Origin of the sequence: Streptomyces sp. NPDC092952, assembly GCF_044754785.1 — a bacterium.
Classification (GTDB): domain Bacteria; phylum Actinomycetota; class Actinomycetes; order Streptomycetales; family Streptomycetaceae; genus Streptomyces.
Window position 1 is genome coordinate 177,805 of record NZ_JBIVPT010000009.1, and the last position, 16,073, is coordinate 193,877.

At 75.1% G+C, this 16,073-nt stretch carries 14 protein-coding genes; 4 read left to right on the plus strand and 10 right to left on the minus strand.

The window, feature by feature from the left end:
* The first annotated feature begins 109 nt into the window (after positions 1 to 109).
* A complete protein-coding gene (locus ACIQGQ_RS22710; protein WP_402398444.1) occupies positions 110 to 1,072 on the plus strand; it encodes a LysR family transcriptional regulator in 963 nt (320 codons plus the stop codon).
* Between the two features lie 7 nt (positions 1,073 to 1,079).
* Here the strand turns inward: ACIQGQ_RS22710 and ACIQGQ_RS22715 are convergent, their stop codons facing one another.
* Positions 1,080 to 1,385 (minus strand): 4a-hydroxytetrahydrobiopterin dehydratase, encoded by a 306-nt coding sequence (locus tag ACIQGQ_RS22715; protein WP_402398445.1) that lies wholly within the window; start codon positions 1,383 to 1,385, stop codon positions 1,080 to 1,082.
* A 62-nt stretch (positions 1,386 to 1,447) separates the two neighbouring features.
* Between ACIQGQ_RS22715 and ACIQGQ_RS22720 the strand changes: the two genes are divergently transcribed.
* Positions 1,448 to 2,242 carry a helix-turn-helix domain-containing protein gene (locus ACIQGQ_RS22720; RefSeq protein ID WP_402398446.1) on the plus strand — a complete coding sequence of 265 codons (795 nt, stop codon included), beginning with the start codon at positions 1,448 to 1,450 and terminating at the stop codon, positions 2,240 to 2,242.
* Positions 2,243 to 2,295: 53 nt separating this feature from the next.
* Here the strand turns inward: ACIQGQ_RS22720 and secD are convergent, their stop codons facing one another.
* The 6 genes from secD to ACIQGQ_RS22750 form a co-directional block, all read right to left on the minus strand.
* Positions 2,296 to 4,623 (minus strand): protein translocase subunit SecD, encoded by a 2,328-nt coding sequence (secD, locus tag ACIQGQ_RS22725; RefSeq protein ID WP_402398447.1) that lies wholly within the window; start codon positions 4,621 to 4,623, stop codon positions 2,296 to 2,298.
* Between the two features lie 30 nt (positions 4,624 to 4,653).
* Positions 4,654 to 5,235 carry a hypothetical protein gene (locus ACIQGQ_RS22730; RefSeq protein ID WP_402398448.1) on the minus strand — a complete coding sequence of 194 codons (582 nt, stop codon included), beginning with the start codon at positions 5,233 to 5,235 and terminating at the stop codon, positions 4,654 to 4,656.
* A gap of 29 nt (positions 5,236 to 5,264) precedes the next feature.
* On the minus strand, positions 5,265 to 6,107 hold the full coding sequence (locus ACIQGQ_RS22735; RefSeq protein WP_402398449.1) for a rod shape-determining protein: 843 nt from the start codon (positions 6,105 to 6,107) through the stop codon (positions 5,265 to 5,267).
* 209 nt (positions 6,108 to 6,316) lie between these two features.
* Positions 6,317 to 8,419: an NAD-dependent DNA ligase LigA gene (gene ligA / locus ACIQGQ_RS22740; protein WP_402398450.1), complete on the minus strand. Its 2,103-nt coding sequence runs from the start codon at positions 8,417 to 8,419 to the stop codon at positions 6,317 to 6,319.
* Between the two features lie 38 nt (positions 8,420 to 8,457).
* Positions 8,458 to 10,509, minus strand: a complete 2,052-nt coding sequence (locus ACIQGQ_RS22745; RefSeq protein WP_402398535.1) for a phage holin family protein — start codon at positions 10,507 to 10,509, stop codon at positions 8,458 to 8,460.
* A gap of 140 nt (positions 10,510 to 10,649) precedes the next feature.
* Positions 10,650 to 11,063 (minus strand): hypothetical protein, encoded by a 414-nt coding sequence (locus ACIQGQ_RS22750; RefSeq protein WP_402398451.1) that lies wholly within the window; start codon positions 11,061 to 11,063, stop codon positions 10,650 to 10,652.
* Between the two features lie 185 nt (positions 11,064 to 11,248).
* Between ACIQGQ_RS22750 and ACIQGQ_RS22755 the strand changes: the two genes are divergently transcribed.
* Positions 11,249 to 12,031, plus strand: coding sequence for an MBL fold metallo-hydrolase (locus ACIQGQ_RS22755; RefSeq protein WP_402398452.1), 783 nt, complete (start codon positions 11,249 to 11,251; stop codon positions 12,029 to 12,031).
* Positions 12,028 to 12,648 (plus strand): DedA family protein, encoded by a 621-nt coding sequence (locus tag ACIQGQ_RS22760; RefSeq protein ID WP_352280682.1) that lies wholly within the window; start codon positions 12,028 to 12,030, stop codon positions 12,646 to 12,648. The genes ACIQGQ_RS22755 and ACIQGQ_RS22760 overlap by 4 nt, the downstream gene beginning before the upstream one ends.
* Here the strand turns inward: ACIQGQ_RS22760 and ACIQGQ_RS22765 are convergent.
* The 3 genes from ACIQGQ_RS22765 to ACIQGQ_RS22775 all read right to left on the minus strand — a co-directional run bounded on the left by ACIQGQ_RS22765 (position 12,596) and on the right by ACIQGQ_RS22775 (position 15,906).
* Complete coding sequence (locus ACIQGQ_RS22765) at positions 12,596 to 13,669, minus strand: MBL fold metallo-hydrolase (RefSeq protein WP_402398453.1); 1,074 nt, start codon at positions 13,667 to 13,669, stop codon at positions 12,596 to 12,598. The genes ACIQGQ_RS22760 and ACIQGQ_RS22765 overlap by 53 nt on opposite strands.
* 50 nt (positions 13,670 to 13,719) lie before the next feature.
* Entirely contained in the window at positions 13,720 to 14,964 is a 1,245-nt protein-coding gene (locus ACIQGQ_RS22770; protein WP_402398454.1) for an aminotransferase class I/II-fold pyridoxal phosphate-dependent enzyme, read from the minus strand.
* A 90-nt stretch (positions 14,965 to 15,054) separates the two neighbouring features.
* A complete protein-coding gene (locus ACIQGQ_RS22775) occupies positions 15,055 to 15,906 on the minus strand; it encodes an SMP-30/gluconolactonase/LRE family protein (RefSeq protein WP_402398455.1) in 852 nt (283 codons plus the stop codon).
* Positions 15,907 to 16,073 lie beyond the last annotated feature (167 nt).

The window sequence follows — 16,073 nt, forward strand, 5'->3', positions numbered from 1 at the left end:
CTGTTTCCGGACGTACGCGGCCGTCCGGCACCGGCCGACTCCGGGGCGTATCTCACGCAATGGACACCTGCATATTGCCGGTAGGCCTCCGGGCCCATAACTTGCGTTTATGGAGCTGGAGTTGCGCCATCTGCGAACCGTACGTGCCATAGCCGACACCGGCAGCCTGACCAAGGCCGCGGCAGCGCTCGGGCTTGCCCAGCCCGCGCTCAGCGCGCAGCTGCGCCGGATCGAGAAGGCGCTCGGCGGTCCGCTCTTCGACCGCGACCACACCGGGGCCCGGCCCACGATCCTGGGCGAGCTGGTGCTGGAGCGGGCCCGGGTGGTGCTGCCGGCGGTCAGCGAGCTCCAGGAGGAGGCCGTCCGCCTCGCCAACGCGTGGGGGGCGATGGAGCGCTTCCGGCTCGGCGGGACGCACGGTCCGCTGCTGGGCGGTCTGGTGGACCGGCTGGTCTCCTCGCACCCGGCGGCCCCCGTGTCGACGTACACCTCCTGGTCGGTCACGGAGATCGCCGCCCAGCTGGTGGACGGGCGGCTGGACTTCGCGCTCATCGGGACGTGCGGGGAGAGCCCGCCGCCCGCCCACGACCGGCTGACCTGGCAGGTGATCGGCGTCGACCCGGTCTTCGTGATGCTGCCGGAGTCCCACCGGCTCGCCGGGAGGACGGAGCTCGACCTCGCCGAGCTGGCTCGGGAGTGCTGGGCGGACGTGCCGGGCGAGGGCTGCTTCGCCGACTGCTTCGTCGGTGCCTGCGCCCGGGCAGGCTTCAGCCCCGTCTCGGTGTACGAGACGGACACCGCGTCCGTCGTCCATCTGGTGCAGGTCGGGCGGGCGGTCGGGCTGTGCCGGGCGACGTTCCCCCCGGCTCCGGGGGTGGTGACCCGGCCGATCACCGGCTCGCCGCTGAGCTGGCGCCATCTGCTGGGCTGGCATCCGCGTTCGGCGGCGGCCGGTGCGGCGGCGGGCTCGGTGAGCGGGTACACCCGGGCGGCGTACGACGAGGCGGTGCGGCGCAGCGGGAGCTACACCGACTGGCTCGCCGCGCACCCCCGCTTCGGCCCGGCGGCGTGACGCGGCGCTACCGCGCGCCGTGGGCGGGGGCGATCGCCGCCACCCGTGCGGCGAGCTCCAGGTCGTGGGCGGTGACCGCGCCGCCCGCGTCGTGCGTGTTCACGGAGAGGGAGACGGTGTTGTAGCCGAGGGCCAGGTCGGAGTGGTGGTTGAGCTCGTTCTGGATCGCGGCGACGTGCTGGACGAACGCGGCGGCGGCGATGTGGTCGCCGAACCGGTAGGCGCGGGCGATCCGGTCGCCCTCCAGCGACCAGCCGGGCAGATCGCCCAGCCGGTCCTCGATCTCCTGCCGGGACAGCGGTACGGCGGGCATGGGGCGGCTCCCTCTTCGGTATTCGGTTCGGTCGGCGGTGCCGGTGACGTTACGGTCTGGGTATGACGACTGTCGCGCTCGACACGGGGGTAGGGACGCTGCTGCGCAGTTGGCGTGAGCGGCGCCGGATCAGTCAGCTGGAGCTGGCGCTGCGCGCCGATTCCTCGGCCCGGCACATCTCGTTCATCGAGACGGGCCGCTCACGCCCCAGCGAGGAGATGATCCTGCGGCTGGCCGACCGTCTCGACGTTCCGGTCAGGGAGCGCAACGCCCTGCTGCTGGCCGCGGGTTACGCGCCGCACTATGCGCAGACCCCGCTGGACGACCCGGCGTTCGGCCCGCTGCGCGAGGGGATGGAACGGCTGCTGGAGGCGTACGAGCCGTATCCGGCGATCGTCGTCGACGGCACCTACCACGTGGTGGCGGCCAATCGGGGGATGGCGGTGCTGGCGGAGGGGGCGGCCGAGCATCTGCTGACGCCCCCGGTGAACGCGATGCGGCTGACGCTGCATCCCCGGGGGCTCGCCCCGCGGATCCGGAACCTGCGGGAGTGGCGGGCCGACCTGCTCGGCCAGATGGAGCGTCAGATCGCCCTGGTGCGGTCGGCGGAACTGCGTGAGCTGTACGAGGAGGTCGCGGCCTATCCCGTACCGGAGGGCGGCGCCCCGGGTCCCGTGCCGTCGCTGCCCTTCGCGCTGCCCCTGCTGATCGAGCACGGCGGGCGGACGCTCTCCTTCGTCTGCTCGATCGCGACATTCAACACTCCGATGGACGTGACGGTGGCCGAGCTGGCGATCGAGACGTTCCTGCCCGCCGACCGGGCCACCGCCGACCATCTGCGCGCCCTCATGCCCTGACGGCCGCCCTCCGGCGGCCCCGGGGAGCCGGGGCCGTCGGAGGGGGCGCGGTCCTACACGCGTGCCCCGTTGTCGTACGGGTCGCGCTGGGGCTTCTTCGTACCGGAGCGGCGGCCCGGGGACCGCTTGCGGGCGGGCGGCGGGGCCTTGCTGCTCCGTTCCAGGACCAGGGCGGCGGGTACGGCGGTCAGCACCGAGGAGTACGTGCCGACGCAGATGCCGATGAGCAGGGCCAGGGCGAAGTCCGCGAGGGAGTCGCCGCCCAGCACGGCGAGTGCGACGAGGATGAAGAGCGCGCCCATCCCGGTGTTGACCGTGCGCGGAACGGTCTGGACGACGGCCCGGTCCGCGACGACGGGCAGTGGTGTGCGGCGGGCCTTCGCCCAGATCTCCCGCACCCGGTCGAAGACCACCACCGAGTCGTTGACGGAGTATCCGATGACGGTGAGGAGCGCGGCCAGGAAGATCCCGTCGACGGTCCGGCCGAGCCAGGCGAAGGCCCCGACCAGGATGATCACGTCGTGGACCAGGGCAGCGACCGAGCCCAGGGCGAAGGTCCAGCGGAACCGGACGGCCAGGTACGCCAGCTGCACCAGTACGGCGATGGCGAGCGCGATCAGCGCGTTGCGCCGCAGTTCGTCGCCGAGGCTGGGGCCGATGAGCTCGTCGCGGACCTTGGTGGTCTCGCCGCCCTCCTTCGCGAGGGCGGCGCGCACGGCCCGCTCGTCGTCGTTGCCGAGTCCGGCGGTGCGTACGGAGAGGTCGCCCGCGCCCGCCGTGGTGACCTCGGCGTCACCGAAGCCCGCGCCCGCCAGGAGGGTCCGGGCCCGCTCCACGTCCACGGGCCGGCTCGTCGAGTACTCGACCAGGCGGCCGCCGGTGAATTCGACGCCCAGGTTGACCCCGCGCACGACGATGCCGAGGACCGCGACCGCCACCAGGACGGCGGAGACCGTCAGCCAGCGGCGCGGGGACTTCATCAGCCGGGGGTCGCGGCGGGTCAGCCAGGTGCGGACCCGGCCGGGGATCCCGATGCCGTTGATGCCCCGGTAGTCGTTGACGAACCGGGATCCGGTGGCGATCTCGGTGAGCGCGCGGGCGATGACCAGCGCGGAGAACATCGAGGCGAGCACACCGATGGCGAGGGTGACACCGAAGCCCTTGACCGGCCCGGAGCCGAGGAAGAAGAGCAGCCCGGCCGCGATGAGCGTCGTCACGTTGGAGTCGGCGACGGCGCTCCAGGCCCCGCGGAATCCGGCGGTCAGCGAGGAGCGCAGGGTCCGGCCGGGATGCTGGGCGTGCTCCTCCCTGGCCCGTTCGAAGACCAGGACGTTGGCGTCGACCGCCATCCCGATGGCCAGCACGAACCCGGCCAGGCCGGGCAGGGTGAGGGTGACGCCGAGGGCTACCAGGGCCGCGTAGGAGATCAGCCCGTAGGCGGCGAGCGCGACGGCGGCCAGTGCGCCGAAGAGCCGGTAGACGATGGTGATGAAGAGCGCGGTGGCGGCGGCGCCGATGAGGGCGGCGCGGGCGCTGGCGTCGATGGCGGCGGCCCCGAGCGTCGGACCGACGGTCCGCTGTTCGACGATCTCGACGGGCAGCGGCAGGGCGCCGCCCTTGATCAGCAGGGCCAGTTCGCGGGCCTCGTCCGCGCCGAACGATCCGGTGATCTGGGTGGAGCCGGAGGGCAGCCCCGCCTTGCAGGCGACCGAGGGGGAGACCTGCGGCGAGGAGATGATCTGCTGGTCGAGGACGATGGCGACGCGACGGCGCTCGTCCCCCTCCGGGTAGCAGGCCGCCTCGCCGGTCAGCCGGGTCCAGTCCTTCCCGGCCTGCTTGTGGAAGTCGAGGGAGACGGTCCAGCCGGCGCCCTGCTGGGCGTCGAACTCGGCGGCGGCGTCCTTGACGCCCGCCCCGGTGAGCCGGACGGGGCCCAGGTCGAGGGCGCGTCCCTGCTCGTCGCGGAAGGTCGGACCGTCCTTCTTCTCCTTCCCGGCGTCCTTCTCCTTCCCGGCGCCGTCCTCGGTGCCGGGGCCCTGGACCGCGTGGAAGCCGAGCTGGGCGGTGCGGCCGATCACCTCGGCGGCCTTGCGCGGGTCCTGGACGTCCGGGAGTTCGACGATGATCCGGTCCTCGCCGGAACGGGTCAGGGTCGGTTCGGCCACGCCGAGGGAGTCGATGCGCTGGCGCAGCACTTCGAGGGTGCGGTCGGTGCTCTCCCGGTCCGCCTTCGCGGTGTCCGAGTCCTTGGCCTGGAGCACCATCCGGGTGCCGCCCTGAAGATCGAGGCCGAGTCTGGGTGACATGGTCAGCGTGATGAGCACGGAGACGAGCAGTACGGCCGCAGCCAGAACCGCCCGCACCGTGGTGGCGCGAGTCATGGGTTTCCTCCGAGGGGGCGCCGGCCGCCCTCACCTCGGCGGGGACGGAACGGCGGTGCTGTGGGACGGGGCCGGTGGCAGGACCGGTGGACGGTGGACGGCCGTCCTCGGAGGTCCCCGTACGCCGGGGAGCGCGACGCGCGGGCGCCCGGCGGCGCGCGGCGGCGCGGCGGGGGCGGGCTGGTGGAGACGGAGCGGGGGGAGGCTGCCGGGGGTGCCGGGCGGCAGGGCGGCGGGGCCGGGGGGCGGCGGGAGGTGGTGCGCGGTACGGGCCTGGTCGCGGCCGGCCCGGGGCTGCGGGGCGGGGCCGGTCTGCGGGTGGATCGTGTGCCCGGCCGTCGCGGCGGTACGGGCCCGGCGGAGGTCCTGGGCGGTACCGGCGCCGGTGCCGGCGGTGCGGTCGGTGTGCGGGGTGGGCCGGTGGGCCCCGGGGGTGTACGCGGCGGAGGGCGGCACCCCGGCGGAGGGCCGGGCGGGCAGCACGGAGCCGGTGGTGGAGGGGACGCCGCCGGTGACGGCGAGCGCGGTGAGCAGGAGGGCGGCGAGGAGCAGCCGGGCCGCCCGCGCGGCGCGGTGGTGTGCCGGGACGTCCGGCCGTGCCCTCGGGGGCACGTTCCCCGGGGGCGGCCCCGGGAGGGGGGTCACCCGGCTCGGCCGGTCGGGAGGGCGACCGTGGCGGCTTGGCGGAGCACGGAGCTGAGGACCATCCCGGCGCCGCGGACGACGGCGGTCGCCGGATCGTCGGCGAGGCGTACCGGGGTGCCGAGGCGGGCCGCGATCCGGTCGGTGATGTCGGGGCGGGCGGCGCCGCCTCCGGTGAGCAGCGGGCCCTTGCGCAGGGCGCCGAGGACGGCGCCGTGCCGGTCCTGCTGCCACATGTCCAGGACCATCTCCAGAACGGCGTGGACGACGGCGGTGGGCGGCCCGGCCGGGTCGAGATCGCCCAGCCCGGTCTCCGCCTGGCGGGCGTCGCGGACCCGGTCGTCGACGAGGAGGGTCGCCTCGGTCAGCCCGGCGCCGATGTCGACGACGAGCAGCGGGCCGCCGTCCCGGGGCCCGGCCGACGCGGCGGCGGCCCGCGCGCTGTCGAGGGCGATCACCGTGGACGGCCCGAGGGCGGCGAGCAGTTCGCGCGCCGCCGCGCGGTGCCGGGGACCGGTGAGGACGGGGTGGCTGAGCACGATCACGGTGCCGGTGCGGTCCGCACCCAGGGCCGTGTCGGCGATCCGGCCGAGCATCCGGCCGCAGGAGTCGGGGTCGACGATCCGGCCGCGCCGGACCGGGCGGCCATGGCCGGCGCCCGTACCGGACGGGCCGTCGGCGCCGGGGGCGCCGTGGACGTCCGGGTCGGGCAGGACACCGTGCCCGGGTACCCAGACCCGGGTGCGGGAGCTGCCGAGATCGAGGGCGAGACCGCGGGTGGCGCCCCGATGGTCGCGGTGGGCGGACGGGCCGAGCCGCGGTCCGCGGTGCAGTGAACGCATCGTCCCTCCCCCGGCTCGCCCACGCGGCCGCACACACCCATGCGCCCGCTGATTGCGAGGCATGGCCGAGCCCTCACTATGCAATAGGGAGGCAAAGAAAGCCACTCCCGATCAGATTCCAAGGGCTCGGCCGCCCCGTCCGGATCCGGTTCCGCTGCTTGCCCGGCCCCCGTGTGCCGGGCGGGCGTGGGAACCGGACCCGGACCGGCTCACACCGGCTGCGGCAGGAAGTCGGCGATCAGCCCGGCGAACTCGTCGGGCGTGGCTATCCGGATGCCGAGGTCCTCCGCCTTGGTGCGCTTGGAGCCGGCCTTCTCCCCGGCGACCAGGAGCGAGGTGCGCTTGGAGACGCTGGAGGAGGACTTGCCGCCGGCCCGCTCGATCAGCTCGTTCATCTCGTTGCGGGAGAGCTTCTCCAGGGCTCCGGTCATGGCCCCGGTGACCACCACGGTCATCCCGTCCAGCGGCAGCCCCTCCCCGGCCTCGGCGCCTTCGTCCGCCCCGGTCTCCTCCCCCGGCGGGGGCGGCGGCGTGGCACCGGGCTCGGTCATGTTGACCCCGGCGGCCACCAGCTTCTCGATCAGCGGGGCCAGCTCCGCCAGCTCGGCGACGACCCCGGCGGCCTTCTCCGTGCCGATGCCGTCGACCCGCTGGAGCTCCTCGGCGTCGGCCGCCCTGATCCGGTCCATCTCCGCGAAGTAGCGGGCGATCCGCCGGGACATGGAGCGTCCCGTGCCGCGCACCCCGAGCGCGCAGAAGACCCGGGAGAGCGGCTGCGTCCGTGCCGCCCCGATGGCGGCGAGCAGGTTGTCGGTGCTGGTCTCCCCCATCCGCTCCAGACCCAGCAGCTGCTCGCGGTCGAGGGTGAACAGGTCGGCGAAGTCCGTCACCAGGCCGGCGTCGACGAGCTGGACGACCCGGGTCGTGCCGAGGCCCTCGATGTCCAGCTGGTCGCGGCCCGCCGCGTACGAGATCGAGGCGACCAGGCGGCAGGCGCGGCCCCGGACACAGCGCCAGCGCTGCTCGCTGGTGTCTATCTCCGAGCCGCACTGGGGGCAGGCCCCGGGGAACTCGATCGGCTTCTCCTCGCCGGTCCGCAGATGGGCGACGGGCGCCTCGATGCGGGGGATGATGTCGCCCGCCTTGTAGACCATCACCCGGTCGCCCAGGCGCAGGTCACGGCGGGTGATGTCGGCGGGGTTGTGGAGCGTGGCGTAGCTGACGGTCGAGCCGTCGATCTCGACCGGCTCCAGCACGGCGCGCGGCGCGATGATGCCCGTCCGGCCCACGTTCCACTCGACGCCGAGGAGGCGGGTGACCTTCTCGACGGCCGGGAGCTTGTACGCGATGGCCCAGCGCGGGGCCCGGGTGCCGGAGCCCGCCTCGCGCTGGTCGGCGGCGAGATCGGCCTTGATCACGATGCCGTCGATGCCGAACGGCAGGGTGGCGCGCCGGGCGGCGATCTCCTCGACCCCGCTCTGCACCTCCTCGACGGTGGCGACCGTGCGCGGCGCGACGTCCGTGTCCGCGGCGGTGTGCACGCCGAGCCGGGCGACGTGTCCGAGGACCTCGCTGTGCGGGAGTTCGGCGAGGGTGTCGGCCAGCTCGCCGGACCCGGGCAGCGGCAGCGCGCCGTAGGCGAAGAACGTCATCTCGACCGTGTACGCCCGGTCCTTGGCGCGCAGGGTGCCGGCGGCGCCGTTCCTCGGGTTGGCGAAGGGGGCGCCGCCGTGCTCGGTGCGGACGGCGTTGGCCCGCTCGAACTGCTCGGTGGTCATGAGGATCTCGCCGCGCATCTCGATCGTCACCGGCTCGGCGAGCTGCTCGGGCAGGCCCACCACCGTACCGATCGCGTGCGAGACGTCCTCGCCGGCGGTGCCGTCGCCGCGGGTGATCAGCTGTTCCAGGCGGCCCGCCCGGTAGCGCGCCGCGACGGCCAGCCCGTCGAGCTTCGGCTCCACGCTCCAGGCCGCGACGGGCCTGCCTATCCGGCGCTCCAGCGAGGCCGTCCACGTGACGAACTGCTCGGCCGAGAAGACGTTGTCCAGGGAGAGCATGGGCACCGTGTGCGGGACGTCGCCGCTCGCGGCGCCGCCCGCCACCTTGCCGGTGGGAGAGGCGTCGAGCACCTCCTGCGGGTGCTCCTGCTCGTAGGCGGCGATCCCCCGCACCAGCCGGTCGTAGGCGTCGTCGTCGAGGGTGCTCTCACCCGCGGCGTAGTACGCGGCGGCGGCCCGCGTCGCCTCCTCGACCGCGGCGGCGTAGGCGGCGGTGTCGGCGAGCACAACAGCTGAGTTCGTCATGGCCCCCATCCTGCCGTCCACCACTGACAACGCCCCTCGGCCGCCCGTCAGCCGGCCGCCCGGAGCGGGGGCTCCCCCTCGTCCTCCTCGTCCGGGACCAGCGGGACCTGCGGGCCCGAGCACTCCCGCAGCCAGCGCCGCAGCACCCGGTGCACCTGCTCGGCGCCGACCAGCTCCTCGCCCGGGGCGACCGGCGCGGACAGGACGGACGGCCACAGCAGGAAGGGCCGGGACTGCTCGCCGCCCAGGCCGCCGTGCGAGCCGATCTGCTCCTCGAAGGCGTGGACGCGGCCCGTGGCGCCGTCGTACATCGAGTTGACCATGATGTCGGCGACGTGCGGGAAGGTGTCCGTGCGCCGCACCGCGTCCGCCGCGCCGGGGCCGAAGGGGGCCAGCGGGCCCTCGCCGTCCACCAGCTCCGCCACCGGGACCTCGAGGCCGCCGCGCGCCAGCACCACCGACCCGTGGCGCTCGCTGCGGACCAGCAGGAAGCCGATGCCCGGATGGTTGGCCAGGGTGCCGAGCAGGGCCGGGCGGCTCCGGTCGAGCTGTTCGCGCGAGGCACGCCCCCGGATGTCGGGGAAGGAGATCAGGCCGAGGTTCCCGGAGGCGAGGACCACGGGGTCGGACGGCTTGGCGAAAGGTTCCGCCACGCCTTCGTCGACCGGCCGGTGCAGAGCGATCCGTACCGCGTCGCGCGCCTCGGACGCGCTGTGGGTGCGCTGGGCCCGGCGGGGCACCGGCAGCCCGCAGCCCGCCCGCACCAGCTCCTTGAGACTCAGCCCGTACGCCCCCTCGAAGGTCTCCCCGGGGCTCTGCCCGTGGTCGGAGAGGAGCACGATCCGGTAGGTGCGCGGGGTGTGCTCGGCGACCTTGGCGATCAGCGCGAGCGAGCGGTCCAGCCGGGCGAGCACCTTCTCCGCGTCGCGGCTGTGCGGTCCGGAGTGGTGCGCGACCTCGTCGTACGCGACCAGGTCGGCGTAGACGGCGGTGCGTCCGGCGAACATGTCCCCGATGACGGCGGAGACGACCACGTCGCGTTCGACCACGGTGGCGAAGGCCCGGATGAAGGGGTACAGGCCGCCGCGCTTGACCCGGGGGGTCACCTTCCGCATCCGGGCCCGGGTCGACTGGCCGATCTCCCGGCCGACCTCGGCGGCGAAGGAGAGCGCGGTGCGCACGGCGTTGGCCGGGTCGGAGAAGTACGCGAAGTACCCGGCCCGGGAGCGGCGGCCCTTGCCGAACCGGGCCGCCATGGACAGGACGAGGGCCAGCTGGTCGGCGCCGCCGCTGAAGAGGTTGCCCCGGCTGGCCCCGTCCAGGGTGAGCAGCCCGCCGTCGCGGGTGCGCTCGACGGCCCGGCGCTGGAGCTCCAGGGCGCTGGCGGGGCGGCTGGAGACCATGACGTCGCCGGTCTCCTTCTCGTACCAGCGGAAGGCGGGGACGTCGTGGTTGCTGCCGTGCAGGATGCCGAGCTGGCTGGCACCGGTCTGGCTGGACCAGTCGGTGCGCCACGGGGTGAGCCGGTGGCCCTCCTCCTTGTCCGCCAGCCAGAGGGCGACGGTCGGCATCAGCCCCGTCCCGGCGGCGTGGGTGAGGGCCTCGTGGCCGACCCCGTCGAGCTGGAGGAAGACGGTGCCGGGCGGGCCGCTGCGCCCGCCGTCCGCTCCGCTGCGCCGTCGGCGCCGGTCGGCCAGCCGGGAGAGCCTGCGCCGGTAGGCGTTGTCGTCGCGGACGGCGAGTGCGGTGGAGGTGGCGGAGGCGACGGCGGACATCACGGCGGCGACGACGACCGCGGTCTCCGGGTTGGCGGCGCCGCGCCCGTCCGGGATGAGGCGCAGGGCGAGCAGCAGCAGCGAGCCGTTGAGGAAGAAGACGAGCAGGCCGAGGACGAGCGCGGGCACGATGAGCAGGGCCCTTACCAGGACCGGCCAGACCAGGGCGGAGAGGAGGCCGAAGGCCCCGGCGCCCCAGGCCGCGGTGAACGCGGTCTTGGTGATGCTGTCGCCGTCGGCCGACTGGAGGTGGAAATCGGGCAGGATCCCGGCGAGCACCAGCATCGTGAGCGTCGATGCCGCCCACACCAGGACCACGCGCATCAGGGCGCTGCCGGCCGTCCGCCATCGCCCGTCGACCACGCCGCTCCACCTCTTGTCCGGACCCCGCTGTTCCGGGCCCTGGGCCCCCAGCTTTTCACAGCGGGTCGGCGGGGTGCCGGGCACGGCGGCCGGTGGTCCGGTCAGCAGCCGTCGTAGCCGGCCGTCGGCATGGAGAGTCTTCGGTGCACGTTCGCCTTGGTGCGGGGGGTGTAGCGGGGCTCGTCCAGCCCCGCGATCTCCAGCCCCACCCCGCGCCGCTCGCACTCGGCGGCGAACTCCGGCACCGAGGTGACCGCGCGGGCCAGGACGCGGTCGCTGGCGGCGACGAAGAGCTCCACCTCGCCGCTCTCCACGTCGGTCCATAAGGCGTGGTGGTCGGGGCGCAGCCCGTAGAAGCGCAGCTGGCGGGTGACGACGTACCCCTTGTCCGCGGCCCAGCGGGCGCACATGTCGTGCTGGCCGCGGGTGTCCACGAGGAACGGATCGTCGTCGAGCTCCTCCAGCGGCGTGAGGCTGGCGATGGCCGCCACCCGTACGTCCGTCCTGTCCCCCATGGCCGTCCCCCCTGCTGAGCCCTGTCGGCGACCCTACCGTTCGCACGGCGGCGCAAGAAGGCGCGTGCCGGGACCACGGGGAGGTGCGGGGCGCAGGCCGGGAAGGCCTCCGTGCGCCCCCACCCGGTTCGTTAGGCTCGACAGCAGGACACGGCGGGAACGGCCCGGGAGCGAGGAGGCGGCACGTGCCGGTGGAAGTCACCTGGTGGGGTCATGCCACCTGCACCATCGAGGACTCCGGGGTGCGGGTGCTGACCGATCCGCTGTTCGCGCGGCGCTTCGCCCATCTGCGCCGCCGCCGCGGTGAGCTGCCGGGTCCGGAGGCGGCGGTGGCCGATGCGGTGCTCGTCTCGCATCTGCACTCCGACCATCTGCATCTGCCGTCGCTGGCCCGGCTCGCCCCGGGCAGCCGGCTGGTGGTGCCGCGCGGCGCGGTGCGCGCGGTGCCGGGGCTGCGGTCGCTGGGTACGGCACTGGAGCTGCGGATCACCGAGGTGGTCCCGGGCGACACGGTCCGGCTCGGCGAGGTGCGGGTGCGGGTGGTTCCGGCGCTGCACGACGGGCGGCGGCTGCCGGTGGGCCGGCACCGCTCCCCCGCGCTCGGTTTCGTGGTCGAGGGCGAGGCGCGGACGTACTTCGCGGGCGACACCGGGCTCTTCGACGGGATGGCGGACGCGGTCGGGCCGGTGGACGTGGCGCTGCTGCCGGTGGGCGGCTGGGGCCCGTACCTGGGCCACGGCCATCTGGACGCGGGCCGGGCGGCGCAGGCGCTGGCCCTGCTGTCGCCCCGGTCGGCGGTGCCGGTGCACTACGGCACGTACTGGCCGATCGGGATGGACGGGGTCCGGCCGCACGAGTTCCACGCCCCGGGTGACGAGTTCGTCCGGAAGTCGGCGCTGCTGGTTCCGGAGGTGGCGGTGCACCGGCTGGCGCACGGCGAGCGGATACGGCCGGAGGCCGCCGGGTGATCGCGCAGGTCGTGGGGCAGCTGCCCCCGGAGTCGACGCAGCAGGCGGTCGGCTATCCGTCCCTGTTCCTGCTGGTGTCTCTGGGTGCGCTGGTGCCGGTGGTGCCCACGGGGGCGCTGGTGAGTTCGGCCGGGGTGGTGGCGCTCCACCAGTCGTCGCCGTTCTCCCTGCTGATCGTCTTCCTGGTGGCCTCGGCGGCGGCGTTCGTCGGTGACCTGTGCCTGTACTGGCTCGGTCAGCGCGGGGTGCGGTCGCGGAACGGGTCCCGCTGGCTGAACACGATCCGGGACCGGGCCGCCCCGGAGCGGCTCGCGCAGGCGCAGCGGAAGCTGGACGAGCACGGTGCGATGGTGCTGGTGCTGTCCCGGCTGGTGCCGGCGGGCCGGATACCGGTGATGCTGGCCTGCCTGCTGGGCCGGATGCCGCTGCGCAGGTTCGCCCGTGGCGATGTGCCGGCGTGTCTGGCGTGGGCGGCGACGTATCAGTTGATCGGGATCCTGGGCGGTTCGCTCTTCCCCGAGCCGTGGCAGGGCGTGGTCGCGGCGGTCGGGCTGACGCTGCTGGTCAGCGGCGGTCCGGCGGTGTGGCGGCGGACGCGGGCCCGGTTCGGTCACTGACCGGCGACGGCTCCGGGCCGAGGATCCGCGAGGCGCCGACCGGGAGGTCCCAGAGCAGTTCCCGGGGGTGGCCGGCCCGTTCCCAGGCGGTACGGAGCCGGGCCAGCGGTTCGAGCACGGGCTCCGCGGAGAGCAGGAAGGTGGCCCAGTGCATCGGCGCCATCGCCCGGGCGCCGAGGTCGCGGTGGGCCAGTACCGCCTCCTCGGGGTCCAGGTGCACGTCGCCCAGCCACCAGCGCGGCTCGTACGCCCCGATCGGCAGGAGGGTCAGGTCGATCCCGGGGTGGCGGCGGCCGATCTCGGCGAACCAGTGCCCGTATCCGGTGTCCCCGGCGAAGTGGACGCGCCGGCCGCCGGGGGCGCCGATGATCCAGCCGCCCCAGAGCGAGCGGCAGGTGTCGGTGAGGGTGCGCCGGGACCAGTGGTGGGCCGGTACGAAGTCGAAGCGGACGCCGCCCAGTTCGACCGCCTCCCACCAGTCGAGTTCGGTGACGCGGGTGAAGCGGCGCCTGCGGCACCAGCGGCCGAGCCCGGCGGGGACGAGGAGCGGGGTGTCCCGGGGCAGCCGGCGCAGGGTGGGGGCGTCGAGGTGGTCGTAGTGGTTGTGGCTGATGACGACGGCGTCCACCGGCGGCAGGTCCTCCCAGCGGACGCCGACCGGGGTGATCCTGGCGGGCGTGCCGAGGATGCGCCGGGACCAGACGGGGTCGGTGAGGACGGTCAGCCCGCCGGTGCGGACGATCCAGCCGGCGTGCCCGGCCCAGGTGACGCAGGTTCCGCCGGCGGGGACGGCCGGGAGGGGTGCGGGGGCGTACGGGAGGTGCGGGATGCCGCGCCGTCCCTCGGCGTCGGGCCGCAGGGCGCGCTCACGGACCAGCCGGGACATGGCCATGACACCGGGGAGGGGTGCGGTGAGCCGGTCGGCGAAGCTCCGGGGCCAGTGCCGGATCTCGCCGGGCGGGCGCGGGGCGGTGCGCGGGAGCGTGGTCGCGGCGCGGGGGCGCCCGGTCCGTTCCGCCATCGGTCGACTCCCGTCTCGCGGTTCCCCGCCCGGAACCGCCCGGCGGATCGTCAGCGCAGTTCGGCCAGGGCCGTCCCGAAAATGCTCAGCGCTTCGGCCACGTGCGGCAATTCGAGGGGCGCCACAGCGGTGAGCGACTCCCGCTGCCGTTCCGGCGTCGTCCCGAGCAGCGGGCCGGTGCCCAGCCGTACCCGCAGCGCCCCCAGTTCGTCGCCGAACCGGTGCCCGCCCGGGGTCGGGGTGGAGAGCCGTTCGGTCAGGTACTCCTCCAGCTCCAGCGAGTCCGTGACGCCGCGTTCGGCCAGCCGGGCCCGCAGCGGCCCGAGGTCGGCGTAGAGGTGGCGGCCCGCCTGCGGGGGTCTGGCCAGCGCGCCGGAGGCCAGGACCGCGCGGTGCGCGGCGGCGGCGACCTGGGCCTGGAGCGCGGCGGCCCGGCGGACCCGGTCGGTCACGGCCTCCGGTTCGCGCAGCGCGTGGGCGGCGGCCCGGGCGACCGGTCCGGCGACGTGCGCGCCGAGCGCGGTGAGGATGTCGAGCGTACGGGCGTGGCGCAGCGCGGCCCGCGCGGTGCCCGGGAAGCGGGCGACCGCGACCGGCCAGGCGGCGGGGGCCAGGGCACCCGCCAGGTCGCAGAGGACGGTGACGTCGTCGGGGAACATCTCGGCCGGGCTGAGCAGAACGGTGTCGCGCGGCCGGTGCAGGGTGTCGCGCCAGGTCTCGTCGCTGATGACGTGCATCCCCTCGGCGATCGCCGCCTCGCACGCCTCGCTCACCAGCTCGGGCGGGGCGACGGTGGCGGTCGGGTCGTCGACGACGGAGACCAGCAGCAGCCGGGGCCTGCCGCCCTCGGCGCGCACCCTGCGCACGGTCTCCAGGAGCGCGTACGGGTCCGGCACTCCGCCGCACTCGGCGGGGGTCGGCACCTGGTAGGCGGGCCTGCCGAGCAGCCGGGCCTGCGGGATCCAGCTGGCCGGGCAGGGGCGCGGTACGAGCACGTCGCCGCCGTGCGCGGCGATCAGGGCGAGCAGCAGCGGCGAGGCGCCCGGGGCGGCGGCGACGTGCTCCGGACCGCCGTGCAGTCCGCGCCGCCGCCAGTAGGCGGTCGCGGCCTCGCGCAGGGGCGCGCCGCCGCCGGTCGGTTCGGGTGCGCCGGAGTCGGCCGCCGAGGCGAGCACCGCGGCCAGTTCGGGCAGGACGGGCAGGCCGGGGTCCGGGGCGGGCGGCCCGTAGCGGACCGGGCCCCGGTCCTCGCGTACGGAGCGGTCGTCGGTCCGCCCGGTCGGCCGCCGCGCCATCCGGTCCTCCTTCGCCGCCGCGCCGTCACGTCAGGCCCTTCACACGTCAGGCCCTTTATACGAGGGATCGGGCGGGCGCGCCCGGTGGCGTCAGCCCGCGAAGGCCGCCTGGGGCAGTCCGCGCCCCGCGTCGGGCAGCACCAGCAGTGCGCCGGAGAGCGGGTGCGGTGCGGTGAGCCCGGTACGGGCGGTCGAGATGTAGAGGTCGCGCAGGCCGGCGCCGCCGAAGGCGCAGGCGGTCGGGCGGCGCACCGGCAGCGGGACGACCCGGTCCAGGGCGCCGTCGGGCGTGTACCGGCGCACCGCGGCGCCGTCCCAGAGGGCGACCCAGACGGCGCCCTCGGCGTCGACGGTCAGCCCGTCGGGGAAGCCCGCGCCCTCCTCGACGGTGGCGAACGGGCGCCGCCGCACGGCGTGCGGGCCGTCGACGTCGAAGACGTCGATCCGGCGGGTGGGGGTGTCGATGAAGTACATCAGCCGCCCGTCGGGGCTCCAGCCGATGCCGTTGCCGCAGGACACGGCGGACAGTACCTCGCTCACCGTGCCGTCGGCCGCGAACCGGGCGAGGTTTCCGCCGCCCTCGGCCCCGTCGTACCGCATGGTGCCCGCCCAGAGCGATCCGTCCGGGGCGACCGCCGCGTCGTTGCCCCGCCGGCCCGGCACCGGGTCGCGGACCAGCCAGCGGAAGGCCCCGTCGGGGTCGTACAGGCCGATGCCGTCGCGCAGATGGACCACGAGCCCGCCGCCCGCGCGGGGTTTGGCCGCGCCGACGTGCTGTTCGGTGGCGAGCACCGTACGGCGGTGGCTCGCCGGGTCGTAGGTGTGGACGCGTGCGGAGAGGATGTCGACCCAGATCAGCCGGCCGGTGGCGGCGTCCCAGGTCGGGCCCTCGCCGAGCTCGGCCCGTTCGGGCACGGCCACGTCCAGGTGCGGTGCGTTCACTTCTGCCTCTCGTGCGGTGCGGGGCGGCCGGAGCGCCGAACCCAGCGTAGTCAGCCGCCTTCTGACCCGGCAACGGGCCGCCGTCCATATGACAAGACACGCATCTCACCATGCGACCCCTCGGCGTACGGTGGACGCACCGATCGGCGTTCCGCCGTCCGTGCCCC